Origin of the sequence: Aeromonas salmonicida (assembly GCF_028355655.1) — a bacterium.
Taxonomy (GTDB): domain Bacteria; phylum Pseudomonadota; class Gammaproteobacteria; order Enterobacterales; family Aeromonadaceae; genus Aeromonas; species Aeromonas salmonicida.
Genome location: NZ_CP110645.1, coordinates 240,758 through 257,500 on the forward strand (window position 1 = coordinate 240,758; position 16,743 = coordinate 257,500).

31 protein-coding genes (1 of these 31 running past the window's edge) are annotated in these 16,743 nt (G+C 54.0%); 29 read left to right on the forward strand and 2 right to left on the reverse strand.

Translation table 11 applies throughout. The features are described 5' to 3' along the window. Positions 1 to 172: 172 nt before the first annotated feature. Positions 173 to 646: a transcription elongation factor GreB gene (gene greB / locus ONZ54_RS01150; RefSeq protein ID WP_005319766.1), complete on the reverse strand. Its 474-nt coding sequence runs from the start codon at positions 644 to 646 to the stop codon at positions 173 to 175. Positions 647 to 886: 240 nt separating this feature from the next. Between greB and ompR the strand changes: the two genes are divergently transcribed. Both ompR and envZ read left to right on the forward strand, forming a co-directional pair. After that, entirely contained in the window at positions 887 to 1,606 is a 720-nt protein-coding gene (gene ompR / locus ONZ54_RS01155; RefSeq protein WP_005319762.1) for an osmolarity response regulator transcription factor OmpR, read from the forward strand. Next, on the forward strand, positions 1,603 to 2,913 hold the full coding sequence (gene envZ, locus ONZ54_RS01160; RefSeq protein ID WP_021140671.1) for a two-component system sensor histidine kinase EnvZ: 1,311 nt from the start codon (positions 1,603 to 1,605) through the stop codon (positions 2,911 to 2,913). Before ompR ends, envZ begins: the two co-directional genes overlap by 4 nt. Positions 2,914 to 2,950: 37 nt before the next feature. Here the strand turns inward: envZ and ONZ54_RS01165 are convergent, their stop codons facing one another. Continuing rightward, a complete protein-coding gene (locus ONZ54_RS01165) occupies positions 2,951 to 3,865 on the reverse strand; it encodes a DMT family transporter (RefSeq protein WP_155604068.1) in 915 nt (304 codons plus the stop codon). A gap of 356 nt (positions 3,866 to 4,221) precedes the next feature. Between ONZ54_RS01165 and rpsJ the strand changes: the two genes are divergently transcribed. The 27 genes from rpsJ to ONZ54_RS01300 all read left to right on the forward strand — a co-directional run. Next, entirely contained in the window at positions 4,222 to 4,533 is a 312-nt protein-coding gene (gene rpsJ / locus ONZ54_RS01170; RefSeq protein WP_005307944.1) for a 30S ribosomal protein S10, read from the forward strand. A 22-nt stretch (positions 4,534 to 4,555) separates the two neighbouring features. Then, complete coding sequence (gene rplC, locus ONZ54_RS01175) at positions 4,556 to 5,188, forward strand: 50S ribosomal protein L3 (RefSeq protein ID WP_005319753.1); 633 nt, start codon at positions 4,556 to 4,558, stop codon at positions 5,186 to 5,188. A gap of 17 nt (positions 5,189 to 5,205) precedes the next feature. Continuing rightward, entirely contained in the window at positions 5,206 to 5,811 is a 606-nt protein-coding gene (rplD, locus tag ONZ54_RS01180; protein ID WP_005319750.1) for a 50S ribosomal protein L4, read from the forward strand. After that, a complete protein-coding gene (gene rplW, locus ONZ54_RS01185) occupies positions 5,808 to 6,110 on the forward strand; it encodes a 50S ribosomal protein L23 (RefSeq protein ID WP_005319747.1) in 303 nt (100 codons plus the stop codon). The genes rplD and rplW overlap by 4 nt, the downstream gene beginning before the upstream one ends. A 15-nt stretch (positions 6,111 to 6,125) precedes the next feature. Beyond that, complete coding sequence (gene rplB / locus ONZ54_RS01190; RefSeq protein ID WP_005319743.1) at positions 6,126 to 6,947, forward strand: 50S ribosomal protein L2; 822 nt, start codon at positions 6,126 to 6,128, stop codon at positions 6,945 to 6,947. 22 nt (positions 6,948 to 6,969) lie between these two features. Beyond that, on the forward strand, positions 6,970 to 7,248 hold the full coding sequence (rpsS, locus tag ONZ54_RS01195; protein ID WP_005307960.1) for a 30S ribosomal protein S19: 279 nt from the start codon (positions 6,970 to 6,972) through the stop codon (positions 7,246 to 7,248). A 10-nt stretch (positions 7,249 to 7,258) separates the two neighbouring features. Continuing rightward, complete coding sequence (rplV, locus tag ONZ54_RS01200) at positions 7,259 to 7,603, forward strand: 50S ribosomal protein L22 (protein WP_005319741.1); 345 nt, start codon at positions 7,259 to 7,261, stop codon at positions 7,601 to 7,603. Positions 7,604 to 7,606: 3 nt separating this feature from the next. Then, entirely contained in the window at positions 7,607 to 8,317 is a 711-nt protein-coding gene (gene rpsC / locus ONZ54_RS01205; RefSeq protein ID WP_005319740.1) for a 30S ribosomal protein S3, read from the forward strand. A 13-nt stretch (positions 8,318 to 8,330) separates the two neighbouring features. Further along, positions 8,331 to 8,744 (forward strand): 50S ribosomal protein L16, encoded by a 414-nt coding sequence (gene rplP / locus ONZ54_RS01210; protein WP_005319737.1) that lies wholly within the window; start codon positions 8,331 to 8,333, stop codon positions 8,742 to 8,744. Further along, a complete protein-coding gene (gene rpmC, locus ONZ54_RS01215) occupies positions 8,744 to 8,935 on the forward strand; it encodes a 50S ribosomal protein L29 (RefSeq protein ID WP_005319733.1) in 192 nt (63 codons plus the stop codon). Before rplP ends, rpmC begins: the two co-directional genes overlap by 1 nt. Continuing rightward, on the forward strand, positions 8,935 to 9,183 hold the full coding sequence (rpsQ, locus tag ONZ54_RS01220; protein ID WP_005319730.1) for a 30S ribosomal protein S17: 249 nt from the start codon (positions 8,935 to 8,937) through the stop codon (positions 9,181 to 9,183). Before rpmC ends, rpsQ begins: the two co-directional genes overlap by 1 nt. A gap of 147 nt (positions 9,184 to 9,330) precedes the next feature. Continuing rightward, on the forward strand, positions 9,331 to 9,699 hold the full coding sequence (gene rplN, locus ONZ54_RS01225) for a 50S ribosomal protein L14 (protein ID WP_005307975.1): 369 nt from the start codon (positions 9,331 to 9,333) through the stop codon (positions 9,697 to 9,699). 11 nt (positions 9,700 to 9,710) lie between these two features. Then, positions 9,711 to 10,028 (forward strand): 50S ribosomal protein L24, encoded by a 318-nt coding sequence (rplX, locus tag ONZ54_RS01230; protein WP_005319727.1) that lies wholly within the window; start codon positions 9,711 to 9,713, stop codon positions 10,026 to 10,028. Between the two features lie 13 nt (positions 10,029 to 10,041). Continuing rightward, a complete protein-coding gene (gene rplE, locus ONZ54_RS01235) occupies positions 10,042 to 10,581 on the forward strand; it encodes a 50S ribosomal protein L5 (RefSeq protein ID WP_005319725.1) in 540 nt (179 codons plus the stop codon). Positions 10,582 to 10,591: 10 nt separating this feature from the next. After that, complete coding sequence (gene rpsN, locus ONZ54_RS01240) at positions 10,592 to 10,897, forward strand: 30S ribosomal protein S14 (protein ID WP_005319722.1); 306 nt, start codon at positions 10,592 to 10,594, stop codon at positions 10,895 to 10,897. A gap of 21 nt (positions 10,898 to 10,918) precedes the next feature. After that, entirely contained in the window at positions 10,919 to 11,311 is a 393-nt protein-coding gene (gene rpsH, locus ONZ54_RS01245; protein WP_005307980.1) for a 30S ribosomal protein S8, read from the forward strand. Between the two features lie 13 nt (positions 11,312 to 11,324). Continuing rightward, on the forward strand, positions 11,325 to 11,858 hold the full coding sequence (rplF, locus tag ONZ54_RS01250; RefSeq protein ID WP_271787297.1) for a 50S ribosomal protein L6: 534 nt from the start codon (positions 11,325 to 11,327) through the stop codon (positions 11,856 to 11,858). A 9-nt stretch (positions 11,859 to 11,867) separates the two neighbouring features. Next, positions 11,868 to 12,221, forward strand: coding sequence for a 50S ribosomal protein L18 (rplR, locus tag ONZ54_RS01255; protein WP_005319717.1), 354 nt, complete (start codon positions 11,868 to 11,870; stop codon positions 12,219 to 12,221). 14 nt (positions 12,222 to 12,235) lie between these two features. After that, entirely contained in the window at positions 12,236 to 12,736 is a 501-nt protein-coding gene (rpsE, locus tag ONZ54_RS01260; RefSeq protein ID WP_005319713.1) for a 30S ribosomal protein S5, read from the forward strand. Between the two features lie 6 nt (positions 12,737 to 12,742). Next, positions 12,743 to 12,922 carry a 50S ribosomal protein L30 gene (gene rpmD, locus ONZ54_RS01265; RefSeq protein WP_005307985.1) on the forward strand — a complete coding sequence of 60 codons (180 nt, stop codon included), beginning with the start codon at positions 12,743 to 12,745 and terminating at the stop codon, positions 12,920 to 12,922. Between the two features lie 2 nt (positions 12,923 to 12,924). Beyond that, complete coding sequence (gene rplO, locus ONZ54_RS01270; RefSeq protein ID WP_005319708.1) at positions 12,925 to 13,362, forward strand: 50S ribosomal protein L15; 438 nt, start codon at positions 12,925 to 12,927, stop codon at positions 13,360 to 13,362. 8 nt (positions 13,363 to 13,370) lie between these two features. Further along, entirely contained in the window at positions 13,371 to 14,699 is a 1,329-nt protein-coding gene (gene secY, locus ONZ54_RS01275; RefSeq protein ID WP_005307989.1) for a preprotein translocase subunit SecY, read from the forward strand. A 27-nt stretch (positions 14,700 to 14,726) separates the two neighbouring features. Continuing rightward, positions 14,727 to 14,840 (forward strand): 50S ribosomal protein L36, encoded by a 114-nt coding sequence (gene rpmJ, locus ONZ54_RS01280; RefSeq protein ID WP_005319705.1) that lies wholly within the window; start codon positions 14,727 to 14,729, stop codon positions 14,838 to 14,840. Positions 14,841 to 14,979: 139 nt separating this feature from the next. Then, positions 14,980 to 15,336 carry a 30S ribosomal protein S13 gene (gene rpsM, locus ONZ54_RS01285; protein WP_005307991.1) on the forward strand — a complete coding sequence of 119 codons (357 nt, stop codon included), beginning with the start codon at positions 14,980 to 14,982 and terminating at the stop codon, positions 15,334 to 15,336. 14 nt (positions 15,337 to 15,350) lie between these two features. Continuing rightward, positions 15,351 to 15,740 carry a 30S ribosomal protein S11 gene (rpsK, locus tag ONZ54_RS01290; RefSeq protein ID WP_005319702.1) on the forward strand — a complete coding sequence of 130 codons (390 nt, stop codon included), beginning with the start codon at positions 15,351 to 15,353 and terminating at the stop codon, positions 15,738 to 15,740. 39 nt (positions 15,741 to 15,779) lie between these two features. Beyond that, positions 15,780 to 16,400, forward strand: coding sequence for a 30S ribosomal protein S4 (rpsD, locus tag ONZ54_RS01295; RefSeq protein ID WP_005319700.1), 621 nt, complete (start codon positions 15,780 to 15,782; stop codon positions 16,398 to 16,400). Between the two features lie 25 nt (positions 16,401 to 16,425). Continuing rightward, on the forward strand, positions 16,426 to 16,743 hold the 5' end (the start) of the coding sequence (locus ONZ54_RS01300) for a DNA-directed RNA polymerase subunit alpha (RefSeq protein ID WP_005307997.1). Its footprint extends 672 nt past the window's final position; only the first 318 of its 990 coding nucleotides appear in the window; the start codon lies at positions 16,426 to 16,428; its stop codon lies off the right edge, out of view.

The following is a 16,743-nucleotide window of genomic DNA, read 5'->3' on the forward strand; positions in this document are numbered from 1 at the left end:
TGGGGTCGCGCGACTGTATGCCACCCTGGCGAAATGACGTAAATGGCTGTTGAGCCCAAGGGAGAGGGAAGAGACCGAGCGATCCGCTCCCCGTCATGGAAGAGAAGATGTCCGGGAGGGAAGAGCACTATGCTGACCTGGATGGCGGGGAGGACAAGTCTCACCGGCTGTGTCATTTGGGATAGCTGATGTCATTGATATACCAGCAGGCGTCACCGACTGGCGTAGGTACTATGGCCTCATCCCCAACCTCTTTCTTGAGCAGGGCGCGGGCCATGGGAGAGTCGATGGAGATGTAATCCTTGCGGCCAAAAATTTCGTCATAACCGACGATGCGAAAGCGCTTGGTATCCCCCTCTTCGTTTTCCACCTCGACCCAGGCGCCGAAGAACACCTTGCCCTCCTGGGCGGGAGCATAATCGACGATCCCCAGCTCCTCGAGGCATTTGCGCAGGTAACGCACCCGTCTGTCGATCTCCCGCAGCCGCTTCTTGTTGTACTGGTAGTCTGCATTCTCGCTGCGATCCCCAAGGCTGGCGGCCCAGGCCACCTTGCGCGTGGTCTCGGGGCGCTCTTCGCGCCACAGGAAATCGAGCTCTTCTTTCAGCTTGTTGTAGCCTTCGCGGGTGATGAGCTTGGTCTTCATGGATTTCAGGTACCTGCGTCAATGTGGGCTGATGAGCCTCTTATGGCTCGGCGGATCTTAGTCGCTGCCATTTCTGTGTCGAGCAAAAACTGCGTCGTTATCAGGGGGCAGCATGGTCGGCAGGTGCTGACGGCAGAGGGATCAAGGGATGCCATGGGCAATAACCGGTAACATATTTATGCTTTGCCGTTGGGGCCTCGAGCTCTAGTATTGGCAACATATCGAGAGGAGAGGCAAGCAATGAGTCAGCAATACAAGGTTCTGGTCGTCGACGATGATTTGAAATTACGCTCCCTGCTGGAGCGTTATCTGACCGAACAGGGATTCGTTGTTCGGGGCGTCGCCAATGGCGAACAGGCTGACCGCCTGCTGACCCGTGAAAACTTCAGCCTGATGGTACTTGATCTGATGCTGCCGGGGGAGGATGGGCTTTCTATCTGTCGTCGCCTTCGTGAAGCCGGCAACCAGATCCCGGTGCTCATGCTGACCGCCAAGGGGGATGAGGTGGACCGCATCGTCGGGCTCGAGATGGGGGCTGATGACTATCTGCCCAAGCCATTCAACCCCCGTGAGCTGCTGGCGCGGATCCGTGCCGTGCTGCGCCGGCATACCGTCGAACTGCCAGGCGCGCCTTCGACCGCCGAGAAGATGGTGACCTTCGGCAGCTATCAGCTCAACCTGGCGACCCGGGAGCTCAGCCGTGATGGCGAGCCCGTGGCCCTGACCAGTGGTGAATTTGCCGTGCTAAAGGTGCTGGTCAGCCACCCTCGTGAGCCTCTCTCCCGCGACAAGTTGATGAATCTGGCCAGAGGGCGCGAGTACACGGCGACCGAGCGCAGCATAGACGTGCAGGTCTCCCGCTTGCGCCGCCTGCTGGAGCAGGACCCGGCCCAGCCTCGTTATCTGCAGACCGTCTGGGGCCTGGGTTACGTCTTCGTGCCGGACGGTGATGGCGAATGAAAAAAGTGGGCAGCATGTTTTCTCGCATGCTCTGGTTTTTGGCCGCCGTGCTGGTGGTCTATCAGTTTGTCTCCTATGTCACCTTCTACAACTATCTGCTGGCACCCACCGTCAAGCAGATCAGCCACCTGCTGGCCAATCAGGTCAAGCTCATCTTCCCGGTCGAAAGCAATCAGCTGGCGCTGAGCGAGGATGCCGAAGCACTGGTCTATGTCGCGACCGGCAGTGACCTCTACACCCAGACGGAGGCCGAACAGCATGGGCTCAACGACTCCAAGCCCTATACCTATCTGGAAGAGAGCATCAGTCGTGAACTGGGTGGCAAGACCAAGGTGCGGGTCGAGATCCAGGATCACTACATCATCTGGATCCAGCCGCCGCAGGCCAATCAGGTGTGGGTGCGTATCCCGCTGACCGAGATCGAAGATGACGATATCGAGCCGCTGATCCTCTACATGAGCGTGCTGCTGGTGGTCACCCTGTTTGCTGCCTGGCGTTTTGCTCGTCAGCTGGTGCGTCCGCTGGAGGATCTGGAGGCCGGCGCCGTAGCCGTGGCGCGCGGCAACTTTCCCGATGCGCTGGGGGAACAGGGGTCGCGGGAGGTACGCCGACTGACCCGGACCTTCAATCATATGTCGAGCTCCATCAAACGCTTGATTGAGGAGCGCAATCTGATGATGGCTGGGGTCTCTCATGACTTGCGCACACCGCTGACCCGCATCCGGCTGGCGACCGAAATGATGTCGTCCGGGGATGAGTATCTCAAGGAGAGCATCAACGCGGACATCGACGAGTCCAACGGCATCATAGATCAGTTCATCGACTACATTCGTCCGGACGAGGGACTGGATACCCAGCAGATCGATCTGACTCAGCTGATCCACGACGTACTGCTGATGCAGACCGATCAGGGATTGGAGGTTGACCTCGAATTGCCGGAAGAGGCTGTGAGAGTGGCCTGCAATCCCATCAGTATTCGCCGTATTCTCAACAACCTGTCAGGCAACTCGCTGCGCTATGGCGCGAGCAGGTTGCACGCCGAGCTCAAAGATGATGGTCACTGGGTGCGGTTACGGTTGTCGGACAATGGTCCCGGCATCCCCGAGCAGGATTATTACCGGGTGCTCAAGCCCTTCACTCAGGGCAACGAGGCTCGCACCGGCAGTGGCAGCGGCCTGGGATTGGCCATCGTCGCCAAGATCGTCTCCCAGCATCACGGCACCATCCGGCTGGGACGGGCCGAGCTGGGGGGCTTGTTGGTGGAGGTCCGGCTTCCCAAGAACCAGCCACTGGAGTGGATGGATTGAGAAAAGGGCGTATCTGTGGATACGCCCTTTTGCATTATCAGGCTTGCGGCTCAGCTCCCTTGCGATAGCGCTTGCCATATTTCAGCTGCTGGATCAGCAAGGCGGCGACGATCAGCCCCAGTCCTATGGGGGTTGCCGGGTGTATTATCTCGCCGATCAACAGGTTGAGCAGCACCAGGGAGGCGAACGGCGAGATGAAGATGAGGTTGCTTATAGGGGCCGTGTTGGTGGCATGGCGCAAAGCCATTAGCCAGAGCACGAAACCGAAGCCCATCTCGAAAAGGCCCACATAGATGGCGCCGACCCAGCCTTGCCAGGCTGTCATGGCGAAATCGGAGAGCAGCCAGGTCGCCGCGACAATAAAAGGAAGGCTGATGATAAAGCCGAGCAACAGGCTGACGATGGGGTCTCCCTGATTGCGGGTGTTGAGGATCCAGTAACTGGCCCAGATAAGCGTCGATACCAGCGCCAGCGCGACCCCGAGCGGGCTGTCGAATTGCAGGCCGAACACATCCCCCTTGGTGGCGATCACCAGGGCACCGAAGTAGCCCAGCACTATGGCCACTCCATCGCGGCGGCGCAGTTTCTGGCCGAGAAAGGGGACTGCCAGCAGACTGAGGGTGATGGCCCAGGTGTAGTTGAGAGTCTGTGCCTGCTGGGCGGGCAGCAGATCATAGGCTTTGAACAGCAGCAGGTAATAGAGGAAGGGGTTCAGCACACCCAGGGTCAGGTAATAGAAAGGTCGGGCCTTGATGTAACTCCGTAGCAGCGGCAGTTTACCCTGTTTGGCGACTATCGCCGTCAGCGTGAGGGTCGAGGTGAAGGCAGCTACAAGCAGCAATTGCACCGGTTCAAAGTAGGCGAGGGAGATCTTGAAGGCGGTGGCGACTGTCGACCAGAGGGCAACGGCGCAGAGTCCATACTGATAGGCTTTTTTTTGATCTTTGAGCATTGGATGTCGTTCCACTGACAGAGGCAGGCGCACAGTCTACCAGCCTGTTTGTAACATTGTCGTTACCCCGAGTTGGCAAGGGGATGAGGTGTCGCCGGCGAGATCCATCTGTCACATAAAACTGCGCACAATCTGTTCGCCCTCCCTTGCGCAAATTTGAAAAATCCGTATAATCCCCTCCGCTTACCAATGAGGTAAGCCAGACGATATGTCTGCTGCTGAGTTGTTCGTTTACGGATGACCAGCCATACAGTCCTCCCGATATGGGGGGAAACGTGAAAAATCACACCTCTGGCGGGAGTAATCTCGGTCGGGCGGTGTTGGTTTATGTTCTTTTATCTATTGGAGCTCTGTCAATGCAGAACCAAAGAATCCGTATCCGCCTGAAGGCTTTTGATCATCGCCTGATTGATCAATCCACTGCGGAAATCGTTGAAACTGCAAAGCGCACCGGCGCGCAGGTTCGCGGTCCTATTCCGCTGCCGACTCGCAAAGAGCGCTTCACCGTCCTGATCTCCCCGCACGTCAACAAAGATGCGCGTGATCAGTACGAGATCCGCACTCACAAGCGTCTGGTAGACATCGTTGAGCCGACTGACAAGACCGTAGACGCCCTGATGCGTCTGGATCTGGCAGCTGGTGTAGACGTCCAGATCAGCCTGGGTTAATTACGGAAAGAGGTTGATAACAATGACAATCGGTCTTGTAGGTCGCAAAGTGGGTATGACTCGCATCTTCACTGAAGATGGCGTTTCTATCCCGGTGACTGTTATCGAAGTTGAAGCTAACCGTGTAACTCAGGTCAAATCTGTAGAAACCGACGGCTACAACGCTATTCAGGTTACCACTGGCGCCAAGAAAGCCAGCCGTGTGACCAAGCCGGAAGCTGGCCACTTCGCCAAAGCTGGTGTAGAAGCCGGTCGCGGTCTGTGGGAGTTCCGCCTGAACAACGGTGAAACTTTCACTGTTGGTAGCGAGCTGAAAGTAGATCTTCTCGCTGACGTTAAGATGGTAGACGTTACCGGCACATCCAAGGGTAAAGGTTTTGCGGGCACTGTAAAGCGCCACAACTTCCGCACCCAGGATATGACCCACGGTAACTCCTTGTCTCACCGCGCTCCGGGTTCTATCGGTCAGAACCAGACTCCGGGTCGTGTATTCAAGGGCAAAAAGATGGCTGGTCACATGGGTGCTGAGCGTGTAACGACTCAGAACCTGGAACTGGTTCGTGTTGACGCTGAACGTAACCTGCTGCTCATCAAAGGTGCAGTCCCAGGTGCAACCAACGGCAACGTGATCGTCAAACCTGCCGTCAAAGCGTAACGTCTGAGGAGATAGTAATGGAATTGGTAATGAAAGACGCCAAGAGCGCTCTTGAAGTTTCCGAGACTACCTTCGGGCGCGAATTCAACGAAGCTCTGGTTCACCAGGTCGTCGTTGCATATGCCGCAGGTGCCCGTCAGGGTACTCGTGCGCAGCTGACTCGCTCTGAAGTGTCTGGTGGCGGCAAAAAGCCGTGGCGTCAGAAGGGTACTGGTCGTGCCCGTGCTGGCTCCATCCGTTCGCCCATTTGGCGTTCCGGTGGTGTGACTTTTGCTGCTAAGCCGCAAGATCACAGCCAAAAAGTAAACAAGAAGATGTACCGCGGCGCTATCCGTAGCATCTTGTCCGAGCTGGTACGTCAAGAGCGCCTGATCGTTGTCGAGAAATTCGGCATCGAAGCGCCGAAGACCAAAGAACTGATCGCCAAGCTGAAAGAGATGGAACTGACTGACGTTCTGATCGTGACAGCTGAAGTCGATGAGAACCTGTTCCTGGCTGCTCGCAACCTGTACAAAGTTGACGTGCGTGACGTTGCCGGTATCGACCCGGTCAGCCTGATCGCTTTCGACAAGGTTCTGATGACTGCTGAAGCAGTTAAGCAAATCGAGGAGATGCTGGCATGATCCGCGAAGAGCGTCTGTTGAAAGTTCTGAAGGCTCCGCATATCTCTGAAAAGAGCACCATGGTCGCCGAGAAGCAGAACACTATCGTGTTCAAAATTGCTGTCGACGCCACCAAGGCGGAAGTCAAAGCTGCAGTTGCGAAACTGTTCGAGGTCGAAGTTGAGACCGTCCGTACCCTGAACATGAAGGGTAAAACCAAGCGCTCAGGTGCACGCGTAGGCCGTCGTTCCGATTGGAAAAAGGCTTATGTGACCCTGAAAGCTGGTCAGGACATCGACTTCATGGGCGCAGCCGAGTAAGAGGAGTTCTGAAAAATGGCAATCGTTAAGTGCAAGCCTACTTCTCCAGGCCGCCGCCACGTCGTTAAGATCGTCAATCAAGAGCTGTACAAGGGTAAGCCCTTTGCCGCTCTGCTGGACAGCAAGAGCAAGTCCGGTGGTCGTAACAACAACGGTCGTATCACCACCCGTCATATCGGTGGTGGTCACAAGCAGCATTACCGTATCGTCGACTTCAAACGTGACAAAGACGGTATCCCGGCCAAAGTAGAACGCCTGGAATACGATCCTAACCGTACCGCTAACATCGCACTGGTGTTGTATGCAGACGGTGAGCGTCGTTACATCCTGGCTCCGAAAGGCCTGAAAGCTGGTGACGCGATCGCTTCTGGTGCTGATGCAGCCATCAAGGTAGGTAACACCCTGCCGATGCGCAACATCCCGGTTGGTTCTACTGTTCACGCCGTTGAGATGAAACCTGGTAAAGGTGCCCAGCTGGCTCGTTCCGCTGGTACTTTCATCCAGATCCTGGCTCGTGAAGGTAACTATGTAACTCTGCGTCTGCGTTCCGGCGAAGTACGTAAAGTTCTGGCCGAGTGCCGCGCCACCATCGGTGAAGTCGGTAACTCCGAGCACATGTTGCGTCAACTGGGTAAAGCCGGTGCCAACCGCTGGCGTGGTATTCGTCCGACCGTTCGCGGTATGGCGATGAACCCGGTCGACCACCCGCACGGTGGTGGTGAGGGTCGTAACAAGGGCATGCAGCCTGTGTCCCCATGGGGCCAGAAGGCTAAAGGCTTCAAGACCCGTAAGAACAAGCGTACCGACAAGTACATCGTACGTCGTCGTAACAAGTAATTGTTAACATAGAGGAATCACCATGCCACGTTCTCTCAAGAAGGGTCCATTTATTGACCTGCACTTGCTGAAGAAGGTAGAGAAAGCGGTGGAAAGCGGGGATAAAAAGCCGGTTAAAACCTGGTCCCGTCGTTCAATGATCATCCCGAACATGATCGGTTTGACCATCGCTGTCCATAATGGTCGTCAGCACGTTCCGGTTTTCGTTACCGAAGAAATGATCGGTCACAAACTGGGTGAATTCGCACCGACTCGTACTTATCGCGGCCATGCTGCTGATAAGAAGGCTAAGAAGCGCTAAGGGATAAATGATGGAAGCTATCGCTAAACACCGTTATGCCCGTACTTCTGCCCAGAAAGCTCGTCTGGTAGCCGATCAAGTACGTGGTCTGTCTGTAGACAAGGCTCTGAATATCCTGACCTTCAGCCCGAAAAAGGCTGCAGTGCTGGTTAAGAAAGTGCTGGAATCTGCCATTGCAAACGCTGAGCACAACGAAGGCGCTGATATCGATGCGCTGCGTGTTGCTACTATCATGGTCGACGAAGGTCCCTCCATGAAGCGCATCCGTCCGCGTGCCAAAGGTCGTGCGGATCGTATCCTCAAGCGTACCGCTCACATCACTGTAGTGGTATCCGACGCTAAGGCTGGGAGATAAGCAATGGGTCAGAAAGTACATCCTAATGGCATTCGCCTGGGTATTACCAAGCCTTGGAATTCTACCTGGTTCGCGAACACCAAAGACTTCGCTGACAACCTGTACAGCGATTTTCAAGTACGCCAGTTCCTGACCAAGGAACTGAAAAATGCGTCCTTGTCCAAGATCACCATCGAGCGTCCGGCCAAGAGCATCCGTGTGACCATTCACACCGCTCGTCCGGGTGTTGTGATCGGTAAGAAAGGCGAAGACGTTGAGAAACTGCGCAAAGCTGTCGCCGTGATTACCGGCGTGCCTGCTCAGATCAACATTTCCGAAGTCCGTAAGCCGGAGCTGGATGGCAAGCTTGTTGCTGACAGCATCACTTCCCAACTGGAACGTCGCGTAATGTTCCGTCGTGCTATGAAGCGCGCCGTACAGAACGCAATGCGCCTGGGTGCCAAGGGCATCAAAGTGGAAGTGTCTGGTCGTCTGGGCGGTGCTGAAATCGCGCGTACCGAATGGTACCGTGAAGGTCGTGTGCCGTTGCACACCCTGCGTGCCGACATCGACTACGCAACTTCTGAAGCCCACACCACTTACGGTGTGATCGGCGTTAAGGTTTGGATCTTCAAGGGCGAAGTTCTGGGTGGTCTGGCTGCAGTCAATGCTGCCGCTGCTCAAGAGCAAGCTCCTGCAAAGCCCAAGCGCGATAACAAACGCCGCGGTAAGTAAGGAGATTCGGTAAATGTTGCAACCAAAGCGTACTAAATTCCGCAAGACCCATAAGGGTCGCAACCGCGGTCTGGCCAACACTGGTAACGAAGTATCCTTCGGTACCTTTGGCCTGAAGGCGACATCTCGTGGTCAACTGACTGCTCGTCAAATCGAAGCAGCCCGTCGTGCCATGACCCGTCACGTTAAGCGTCAAGGCAAGATCTGGATCCGTGTGTTCCCGGACAAGCCCATCACCGAAAAGCCTCTCGAAGTTCGTATGGGTAAAGGTAAGGGCAACGTGGAATATTGGGTCTGCCCGATCCAGCCTGGCAAGGTTCTGTACGAGATGGACGGTGTACCTGAGGCTCTGGCGCGTGAAGCGTTTGCCCTGGCCGCAGCTAAGCTGTCTGTTCAGACCACTTTCGTAATTAAGACGGTGATGTGATGAAAGCCCAAGATCTGCGTCAAAAGAGCGTCGATGAACTGAACCAGGAGCTGCTGGGCCTGCTGCGTGAGCAATTCAACATGCGCATGCAAGCGTCCACTGGCCAGCTGGCTCAGACTCACACTCTGAAACAAGTGCGTCGTGACGTCGCACGTATCAAGACTGTACTGACTGAGAAGGCAGGTGCGTAATGACTGACAAGATCCGTACTCTGCAAGGTCGTGTAATCAGCGACAAGATGGAAAAATCCATCACTGTTGCTATCGAGCGCAAGGTAAAGCACCCGATCTACGGTAAGATCATCAAGCGCACTACCAAGCTGCACGTACATGATGAAAACAACGAGTGTAAAGCTGGCGATCTCGTGGAAATCCGCGAATGCCGCCCGCTGTCCAAGACCAAGTCCTGGACCCTGGTTGCGATCTTAGAAAAGGCCTAATCGGTACTTTGTAGTCCAAACGGCCCCTTAGCGGGGCCGTTTGTTTTTTAGGCTACCTTTTCTCAAAATCATGTGTTATAGTTTCGCGCCTTTTGAAGGCAGCCAGATCCCGAAAGGGATAAGAAGTAAACAAAGCGGAGCACTAAAATGATCCAGATGCAAAGTATGCTGGGTGTAGCCGACAACTCCGGCGCTCGCAGTGTAATGTGTATTAAGGTTCTGGGTGGCTCGCACCGCCGTTATGCCGGCATCGGCGACATCATCAAAGTTTCCATCAAGGAAGCCATTCCTCGCGGTAAAGTGAAGAAAGGTGATGTATATAACGCGGTGGTCGTACGCACCCGTAAAGGCGTTCGTCGTCCGGACGGCTCAGTCATCCGTTTCGACAACAATGCGGCTGTGTTGCTTAACAACAACCAACAGCCAATCGGTACTCGTATTTTTGGCCCGGTGACCCGTGAACTCCGTAATGAGAAGTTCATGAAGATTGTGTCCCTGGCACCCGAAGTACTGTAAGGAGTCGAACGATGGCAGCTAAAATCCGTCGCGAAGACGAAGTGATTGTTCTTACCGGCAAAGACAAGGGCAAGCGTGGCAAAGTCACTCAAGTCCTGGTAACCGAAGGTAAGGTTCTCGTTGAAGGCATCAATCTGGTGAAGAAGCATCAAAAGCCGGTACCCGCACTGGGTCAGGCTGGCGGCATCATCAGCAAAGAAGCCCCAATGGACGTTTCTAACGTAGCGCTGTTCAACTCTGCCGCTGGCAAGGCTGATCGCGTTGGTTTCCGGATTGAAGACGGCAAAAAAGTTCGTTTCTTCAAATCCACCGGCGAACTTGTGAAGTAATTGGAGTTTAACGATGGCGAAACTGCATGATTACTACAAATCCGATGTAGTAAATGAACTGGCCAAACAGTTCGGTTACAAGACTATCATGCAAGTCCCTCGGATCGAGAAAATCACCCTGAACATGGGTGTTGGTGAAGCGATCTCTGACAAAAAGCTGTTGGAAAATGCCGCTGCCGATATGGCTGCCATTTCCGGTCAGAAGCCGCTGATCACCAAAGCTCGCAAATCTGTTGCGGGCTTCAAGATTCGTGAAGGCTACCCGATAGGTTGTAAAGTAACCCTGCGTGGCGAGCGTATGTGGGAGTTCCTGGAACGGCTGATTTGCATCTCCGTACCGCGTATCCGTGACTTCCGTGGCCTGAACGCTAAAGCGTTCGACGGTCGTGGTAACTACTCCATGGGCGTGCGTGAGCAAATCATCTTCCCGGAAATCGACTATGACAAAGTCGATCGCGTCCGTGGTCTGGATATCACCATCACCACTTCCGCGAATACCGATGAAGAAGGCCGTGCTCTGCTGGCTGCCTTTAACTTCCCATTCCGCAAGTAAGGTTAGGGTTATGGCTAAAACATCCATGAAAGCACGTGAAGCAAAGCGTGCGAAGCTGGTAGCCAAGTTCGCCACTAAGCGAACCGAGCTGAAAGCTATCATCGTTGATATGAACGCTTCTGAAGAAGCGCGTTGGGATGCTGTACTGCAACTGCAACAGCTGCCCCGTGATTCCAGTCCGTCCCGCCAGCGTAACCGTTGCAATATTACTGGTCGTCCGCACGGTTTCCTGCGTAAGTTTGGTCTGTCTCGCATCAAGGTGCGTGAGCATGCCATGAAGGGCGAAATTCCGGGCCTGAAGAAGGCTTCTTGGTAACGAATCTCGGGAGTTAGACTTATGAGCATGCAAGATCCGATCGCGGATATGCTGACCCGCATCCGTAACGGTCAGGCGGCGAGCAAAGTTGCGGTTTCCATGCCTTCTTCCAAGCTGAAAGTGGCTATCGCCAAAGTGCTGAAAGAAGAAGGTTACATTGCTGGCTACTCCGTAGCTGGTGATGTGAAGCCGGAACTGGAAATTGAACTGAAATATTTCCAGGGCAAGCCAGTTGTAGAACTGATCCAACGCGTGAGCCGTCCCGGCCTGCGTATTTACAAGCGCACTACTGATCTGCCGAAAGTTATGGGCGGTCTCGGTGTTGCTATCGTGTCCACGTCTAAAGGTGTGATGACCGACCGTGCTGCCCGCAAGGCAAGCATGGGTGGTGAGATCATCTGCTACGTCGCTTAATAGGAGGTCGGAAATGTCTCGCGTTGCTAAGGCACCCGTCACTATTCCTGCTGGCGTAGAGGTGACTCTGAACGGTCAGGAACTGTCCATCAAAGGTGGTAAAGGTTCTCTGGTTCGTTCCATCCACGCCGGTGTAGAAGTGACCAAAGAAGACAATGTACTGAAGTTCGCCCCGCGCGACGGCATCGCTGGTGCTGACGCTCAGGCCGGTACTGCACGTGCATTGGCTAACAACATGGTAATCGGTGTTACCCAAGGCTTCGAGCGTAAGCTGCAGCTGGTTGGTGTAGGTTATAAAGCCTCCATCAAGGGCAATGCTGTCGCGCTGGCCCTGGGCTTCTCTCACCCGGTAGAGCATGCGCTGCCGGCTGGTGTCATCGCTGAATGCCCGACCGCTACAGAGATCGTTCTGCGTGGTGTGGACAAGCAGCTGGTTGGCCAGGTCGCCGCCGATATCCGTTCTTACCGCGCTCCGGAGCCCTACAAGGGCAAGGGTGTACGCTATGCCAACGAGCAAGTGCGTACTAAAGAAGCTAAGAAGAAGTAAGGTAACACTATGGACAAGAAAGCAGCTCGTCTCCGTCGTGCTACTCGTGCTCGGAAGAAGATGCAGGAACTGGGAGCTACCCGTCTGGTTGTTCACCGTACCCCGCGTCATATCTACGCGCAGGTTATCGCAGCCAACGGTTCCGAAGTTCTGGCCTCTGCTTCTACAGTAGAGAAAGCCATCAGTGAAGCTCTTAAATACTCCGGTAATGCTGATGCAGCTACCGCAGTAGGTAAAGCAATCGCTGAGCGTGCTATTGCCAAAGGCGTTCAGAACGTATCTTTCGATCGTTCCGGTTTCAAGTATCACGGTCGTGTAGCCGCTCTGGCTACCGCTGCTCGTGACGCTGGTCTTCAGTTCTAAGCTAGGAGTCGAAGATGGCTAAAGTCGAATCTCAAGCCGGCGAACTGCAAGAAAAGCTGATTGCAGTAAACCGTGTTTCGAAAACTGTTAAAGGTGGTCGTATCATGTCCTTCACCGCGTTGACCGTGGTGGGTGATGGTAACGGCCGTGTAGGTTACGGTTACGGTAAGGCCCGTGAAGTTCCGGCCGCTATTCAAAAAGCGATGGAACAGGCTAAGCGTAACCTGAGCAAGGTTGAACTGAACAATGGCACTCTGCACCACCCGGTGCGCGGTGTTCACTCCGGTTCCTCCGTGTTCATGAAGCCGGCCTCACAAGGTACTGGTATCATTGCAGGCGGCGCCATGCGTGCTGTTCTGGAAGTTGCTGGTATTCACAACGTGCTGGCTAAGACCTACGGTTCCACCAACCCAATCAACGTTGTTCGCGCAACTGTAGACGCTCTGGTACAGGGTCAATCCCCGGCCCAGATCGCTGCCAAGCGTGGTCTGCGCGTTGAAGAAATTCTGGGGTAATGCGACATGGCTAACACTGTAAAAGTAACTCAAACTCGCAGCTCTATCGGCCGTCTGCCAAAGCACAAGGCGACTCTGCGTGGTCTGGGTCTGCGTCGCATTGGTCACACCGTTGAGCTGGAAGATACTCCCTGCGTACGCGGTATGATCAACCAGGTTTATTACATGGTTAAGGTGGAGGGCTAAGCATGCGTCTGAATACTCTGTCTCCGGCCGCTGGTTCCAAGCCTGAAAAACAACGTCGTGGTCGTGGTATCGGCTCCGGCCTGGGCAAGACTGGTGGTCGTGGTGTGAAAGGTCAAACCTCTCGTTCCGGTGGCGGTAAAGTCCGCGCTGGTTTCGAAGGCGGCCAGATGCCTTTGAAAATCCGTCTGCCGAAGTTCGGTTTCTTCTCTCGCAAATCTTTGGTTTCTGCCGAAGTGCGTCTGAACGAAATCGCCATGGTAGAAGGTGATGTGGTCGATTTGAGCACTCTGAAGCAAGCCGGTGTTGTTACCAAGAACATCGTTTTCGCTAAAGTTGTTCTGTCTGGCAACATTGACCGTGCTGTGACCGTTCGTGGTGTGTCCGTCACCAAAGGTGCACGTGCAGCCATCGAGGCCGCTGGCGGTAAAATCGAGGAATAATCAGTACAATGGCTAAGAAACCAGGATTGGATGTTAAAGCACAGGGTGGTCTGAGTGAATTGAAGAGCCGTCTGCTCTTCGTTCTCGGGGCGATTATCGTTTTCCGTGCAGGCTCTTATGTGCCGATTCCTGGTATTGACGCCGCCGTACTGGCCGAGTTGTTCCAACAACAGAAGGGCACCATCATTGAGATGTTCAACATGTTCAGTGGTGGTGCACTCTCGCGTGCTTCTATTCTTGCGCTGGGGATCATGCCGTATATTTCGGCATCGATCATTATCCAGCTGCTGACTGTGGTTCACCCCGCTCTTGCTGAACTCAAGAAAGAAGGTGAATCTGGCCGTCGCAAGATTAGCCAATATACCCGTTGGGGCACGCTGGTTTTGGGAACTTTCCAGGCCATTGGTATTGCAACAGGTCTGCCGAATATGATGCAAGGACTCGTGACACATCCGGGTTTGGGCTTCTATTTCACGGCCGTTGTGAGTCTGGTCACCGGTACCATGTTCTTGATGTGGTTGGGTGAGCAGATTACCGAGCGTGGGATCGGTAATGGTATCTCGTTGATTATTTTCACGGGTATCGTTGCTGGTTTGCCGCATGCCATTGGTGCTACGGCCGAACAGGCACGTCAAGGGGAATTGCACATCCTGCTGTTGTTGTTGCTGGGCTTGATTGTTTTCGCAGTGACTTACTTTGTGGTGTTCGTGGAACGTGGTCAGCGTCGTATCGTCGTTAACTACGCCAAGCGTCAACAAGGCCGCCAGGTATTCGCAGCGCAAAGCACACACCTGCCATTGAAAGTGAATATGGCCGGTGTGATTCCTGCGATTTTCGCATCCAGCATCATCCTCTTCCCAGGGACCATTACCTCTTGGTTTGGTCAGGGTGAGGGCAAGGTCGCTGATATCCTGCAACAGGTCTCTATGGTCCTGCAGCCGGGTCAGCCCTTGTATGAGATGCTCTATGCAGCAGCCATTATCTTCTTCTGTTTCTTCTATACCGCGCTGGTGTTCAACCCCCGCGAGACAGCAGACAACTTGAAGAAGAGTGGAGCCTTTATCCCGGGGATTCGCCCGGGCGAGCAGACAGCACGTTACATCGATAAGGTTATGACTCGCCTGACATTGGCAGGTGCGCTCTATATAACCTTTATCTGTCTGGTACCCCAGTTCTTGATGACTGCCTGGAACGTACAGTTCTACTTCGGTGGCACCTCGCTGCTGATTATCGTGGTAGTTATCATGGACTTCATGGCTCAGGTACAAACCCATATGATGTCTCATCAATATGGCGACGTCCTGAGGAAGGCCAACCTGAAGGGCTACGGCCGCTAAAGGTCGGCGTAGTTACGGAGTTAAGCAATGAAAGTTCGTGCTTCCGTTAAGGCAATCTGCCGTAACTGCAAAATCATCAAGCGTCACGGTGTGGTGCGTGTGATTTGCAGCGAGCCAAAGCATAAACAGCGCCAAGGCTAATTTTTTACGGTTAGTACTTGCAACAAATAGTTGTGCTGGCTAATATAGCCAGCCAACTTTTGTTGTGTATTGGTTGACCGCCACGTATCCGCTCACGGGCTTTGTGGTGGTCGTAATCTACTATATGTAGGAGTGAATAGTGGCCCGTATCGCTGGCATTAACATTCCTGACCATAAGCATGCAGTCATTGCTTTGACTGCGATTTATGGCGTCGGTCGTACCCGCTCCAAGGCCATCTGTGCCGCAGCCGGTATCGCTGAGAATGTGAAAATTAAAGACCTGGACGAAGCTCAGATCGAGAGTCTGCGTGAACAAGTAGGTAAATTCACCGTTGAAGGTGACCTGCGTCGTCAGATATCCATGAACATCAAGCGATTGATGGATCTGGGTTGCTACCGTGGTTTGCGTCACCGTCGTAGCCTGCCTGTTCGTGGTCAACGTACCAAGACCAACGCTCGTACCCGTAAGGGTCCGCGCAAGGCTATCAAGAAGTAACGGGAAGGTAGAAAATGGCTAAAACTCCGACTCGTGCTCGCAAGCGCGTTAAAAAGCAAGTGAGCGACGGTATTGCGCACGTTCATGCATCTTTCAACAACACAATCGTGACCATTACTGACCGTCAGGGCAATGCTCTGTCATGGGCTACCTCCGGTGGTTCAGGTTTCCGTGGTTCCCGTAAGTCCACTCCGTTTGCTGCCCAGGTAGCTGCTGAGCGTGCTGGTGAGATCGCCAAAGAATACGGCGTGAAGAACCTGGAAGTCATGGTCAAAGGTCCGGGTCCCGGTCGTGAGTCTTCCATCCGCGCTCTGAACGCGGCTGGTTTCCGCATCACTAATATTACTGATGTGACTCCGATCCCGCACAACGGTTGTCGTCCTCCCAAGAAGCGCCGCGTATAACGCTGTTGCAACTTGGTCTAGGATTGTTGGAGAAAGAAGATGGCAAGATATATCGGTCCTAAGCTTAAGCTTAGCCGTCGTGAGGGCACCGACCTCTTCCTGAAGTCTGGTGTTCGTGCGATTGATTCTAAGTGCAAGATTGACACCGCCCCTGGTCAGCACGGTGCGCGTAAAGCGCGTCTGTCCGACTACGGTGTTCAGCTGCGCGAGAAACAAAAAGTTCGTCGTATCTACGGCGTATTGGAAAAACAGTTCCGCAACTACTACCGCGACGCTGCCCGTCAAAAGGGTAACACCGGTGAGAACCTGTTGCAGCTGCTGGAAGGTCGTTTGGACAACGTTGTTTACCGTATGGGCTTCGGCGCTACCCGTGCTGAATCTCGTCAGCTGGTGAGCCATAAGGCCATCATGGTAAATGGTCGCGTTGTGAATATTCCTTCTTTCCAGGTTTCCCCTGAGGACGTGGTCTGCGTTCGTGAGAAGGCTAAGAAGCAAGCGCGTATCAAAGCATCCCTTGAGGTTGCTGGTCAGCGTGAGAAGCCGACTTGGGTAGAGGTTGACACCGCTAAAATGGAAGGTGCTTTCAAGCGTCTGCCAGAGCGTTCCGACCTGTCTGCCGACATTAACGAACAGCTGATCGTCGAGCTTTACTCCAAGTAAAGCTAGCTTCTAAAGAGAGGACACAATGCTGGGTTCTGTAACAGATTTTCTTAAACCGCGGCTAGTTGACATCGAGCAAGTTAGCCCGACTCATGCGAAAGTGACTCTTGAGCCACTTGAGCGTGGTTTTGGTCACACGCTGGGTAATGCCCTGCGTCGTATTTTGCTGTCATCTATGCCCGGTTGTGCAGTTACTGAAGTCGAAATTGACGGGGTACTGCATGAGTACAGCAGCAAAGAAGGTGTGCAGGAAGACATTCTTGAAATTCTGCTCAACCTGAAAGGTATCGCTGTGAAGCTGGAAGGCAAGGACGAGGTAACTCTGTCCCTGACCAAGTCTGGA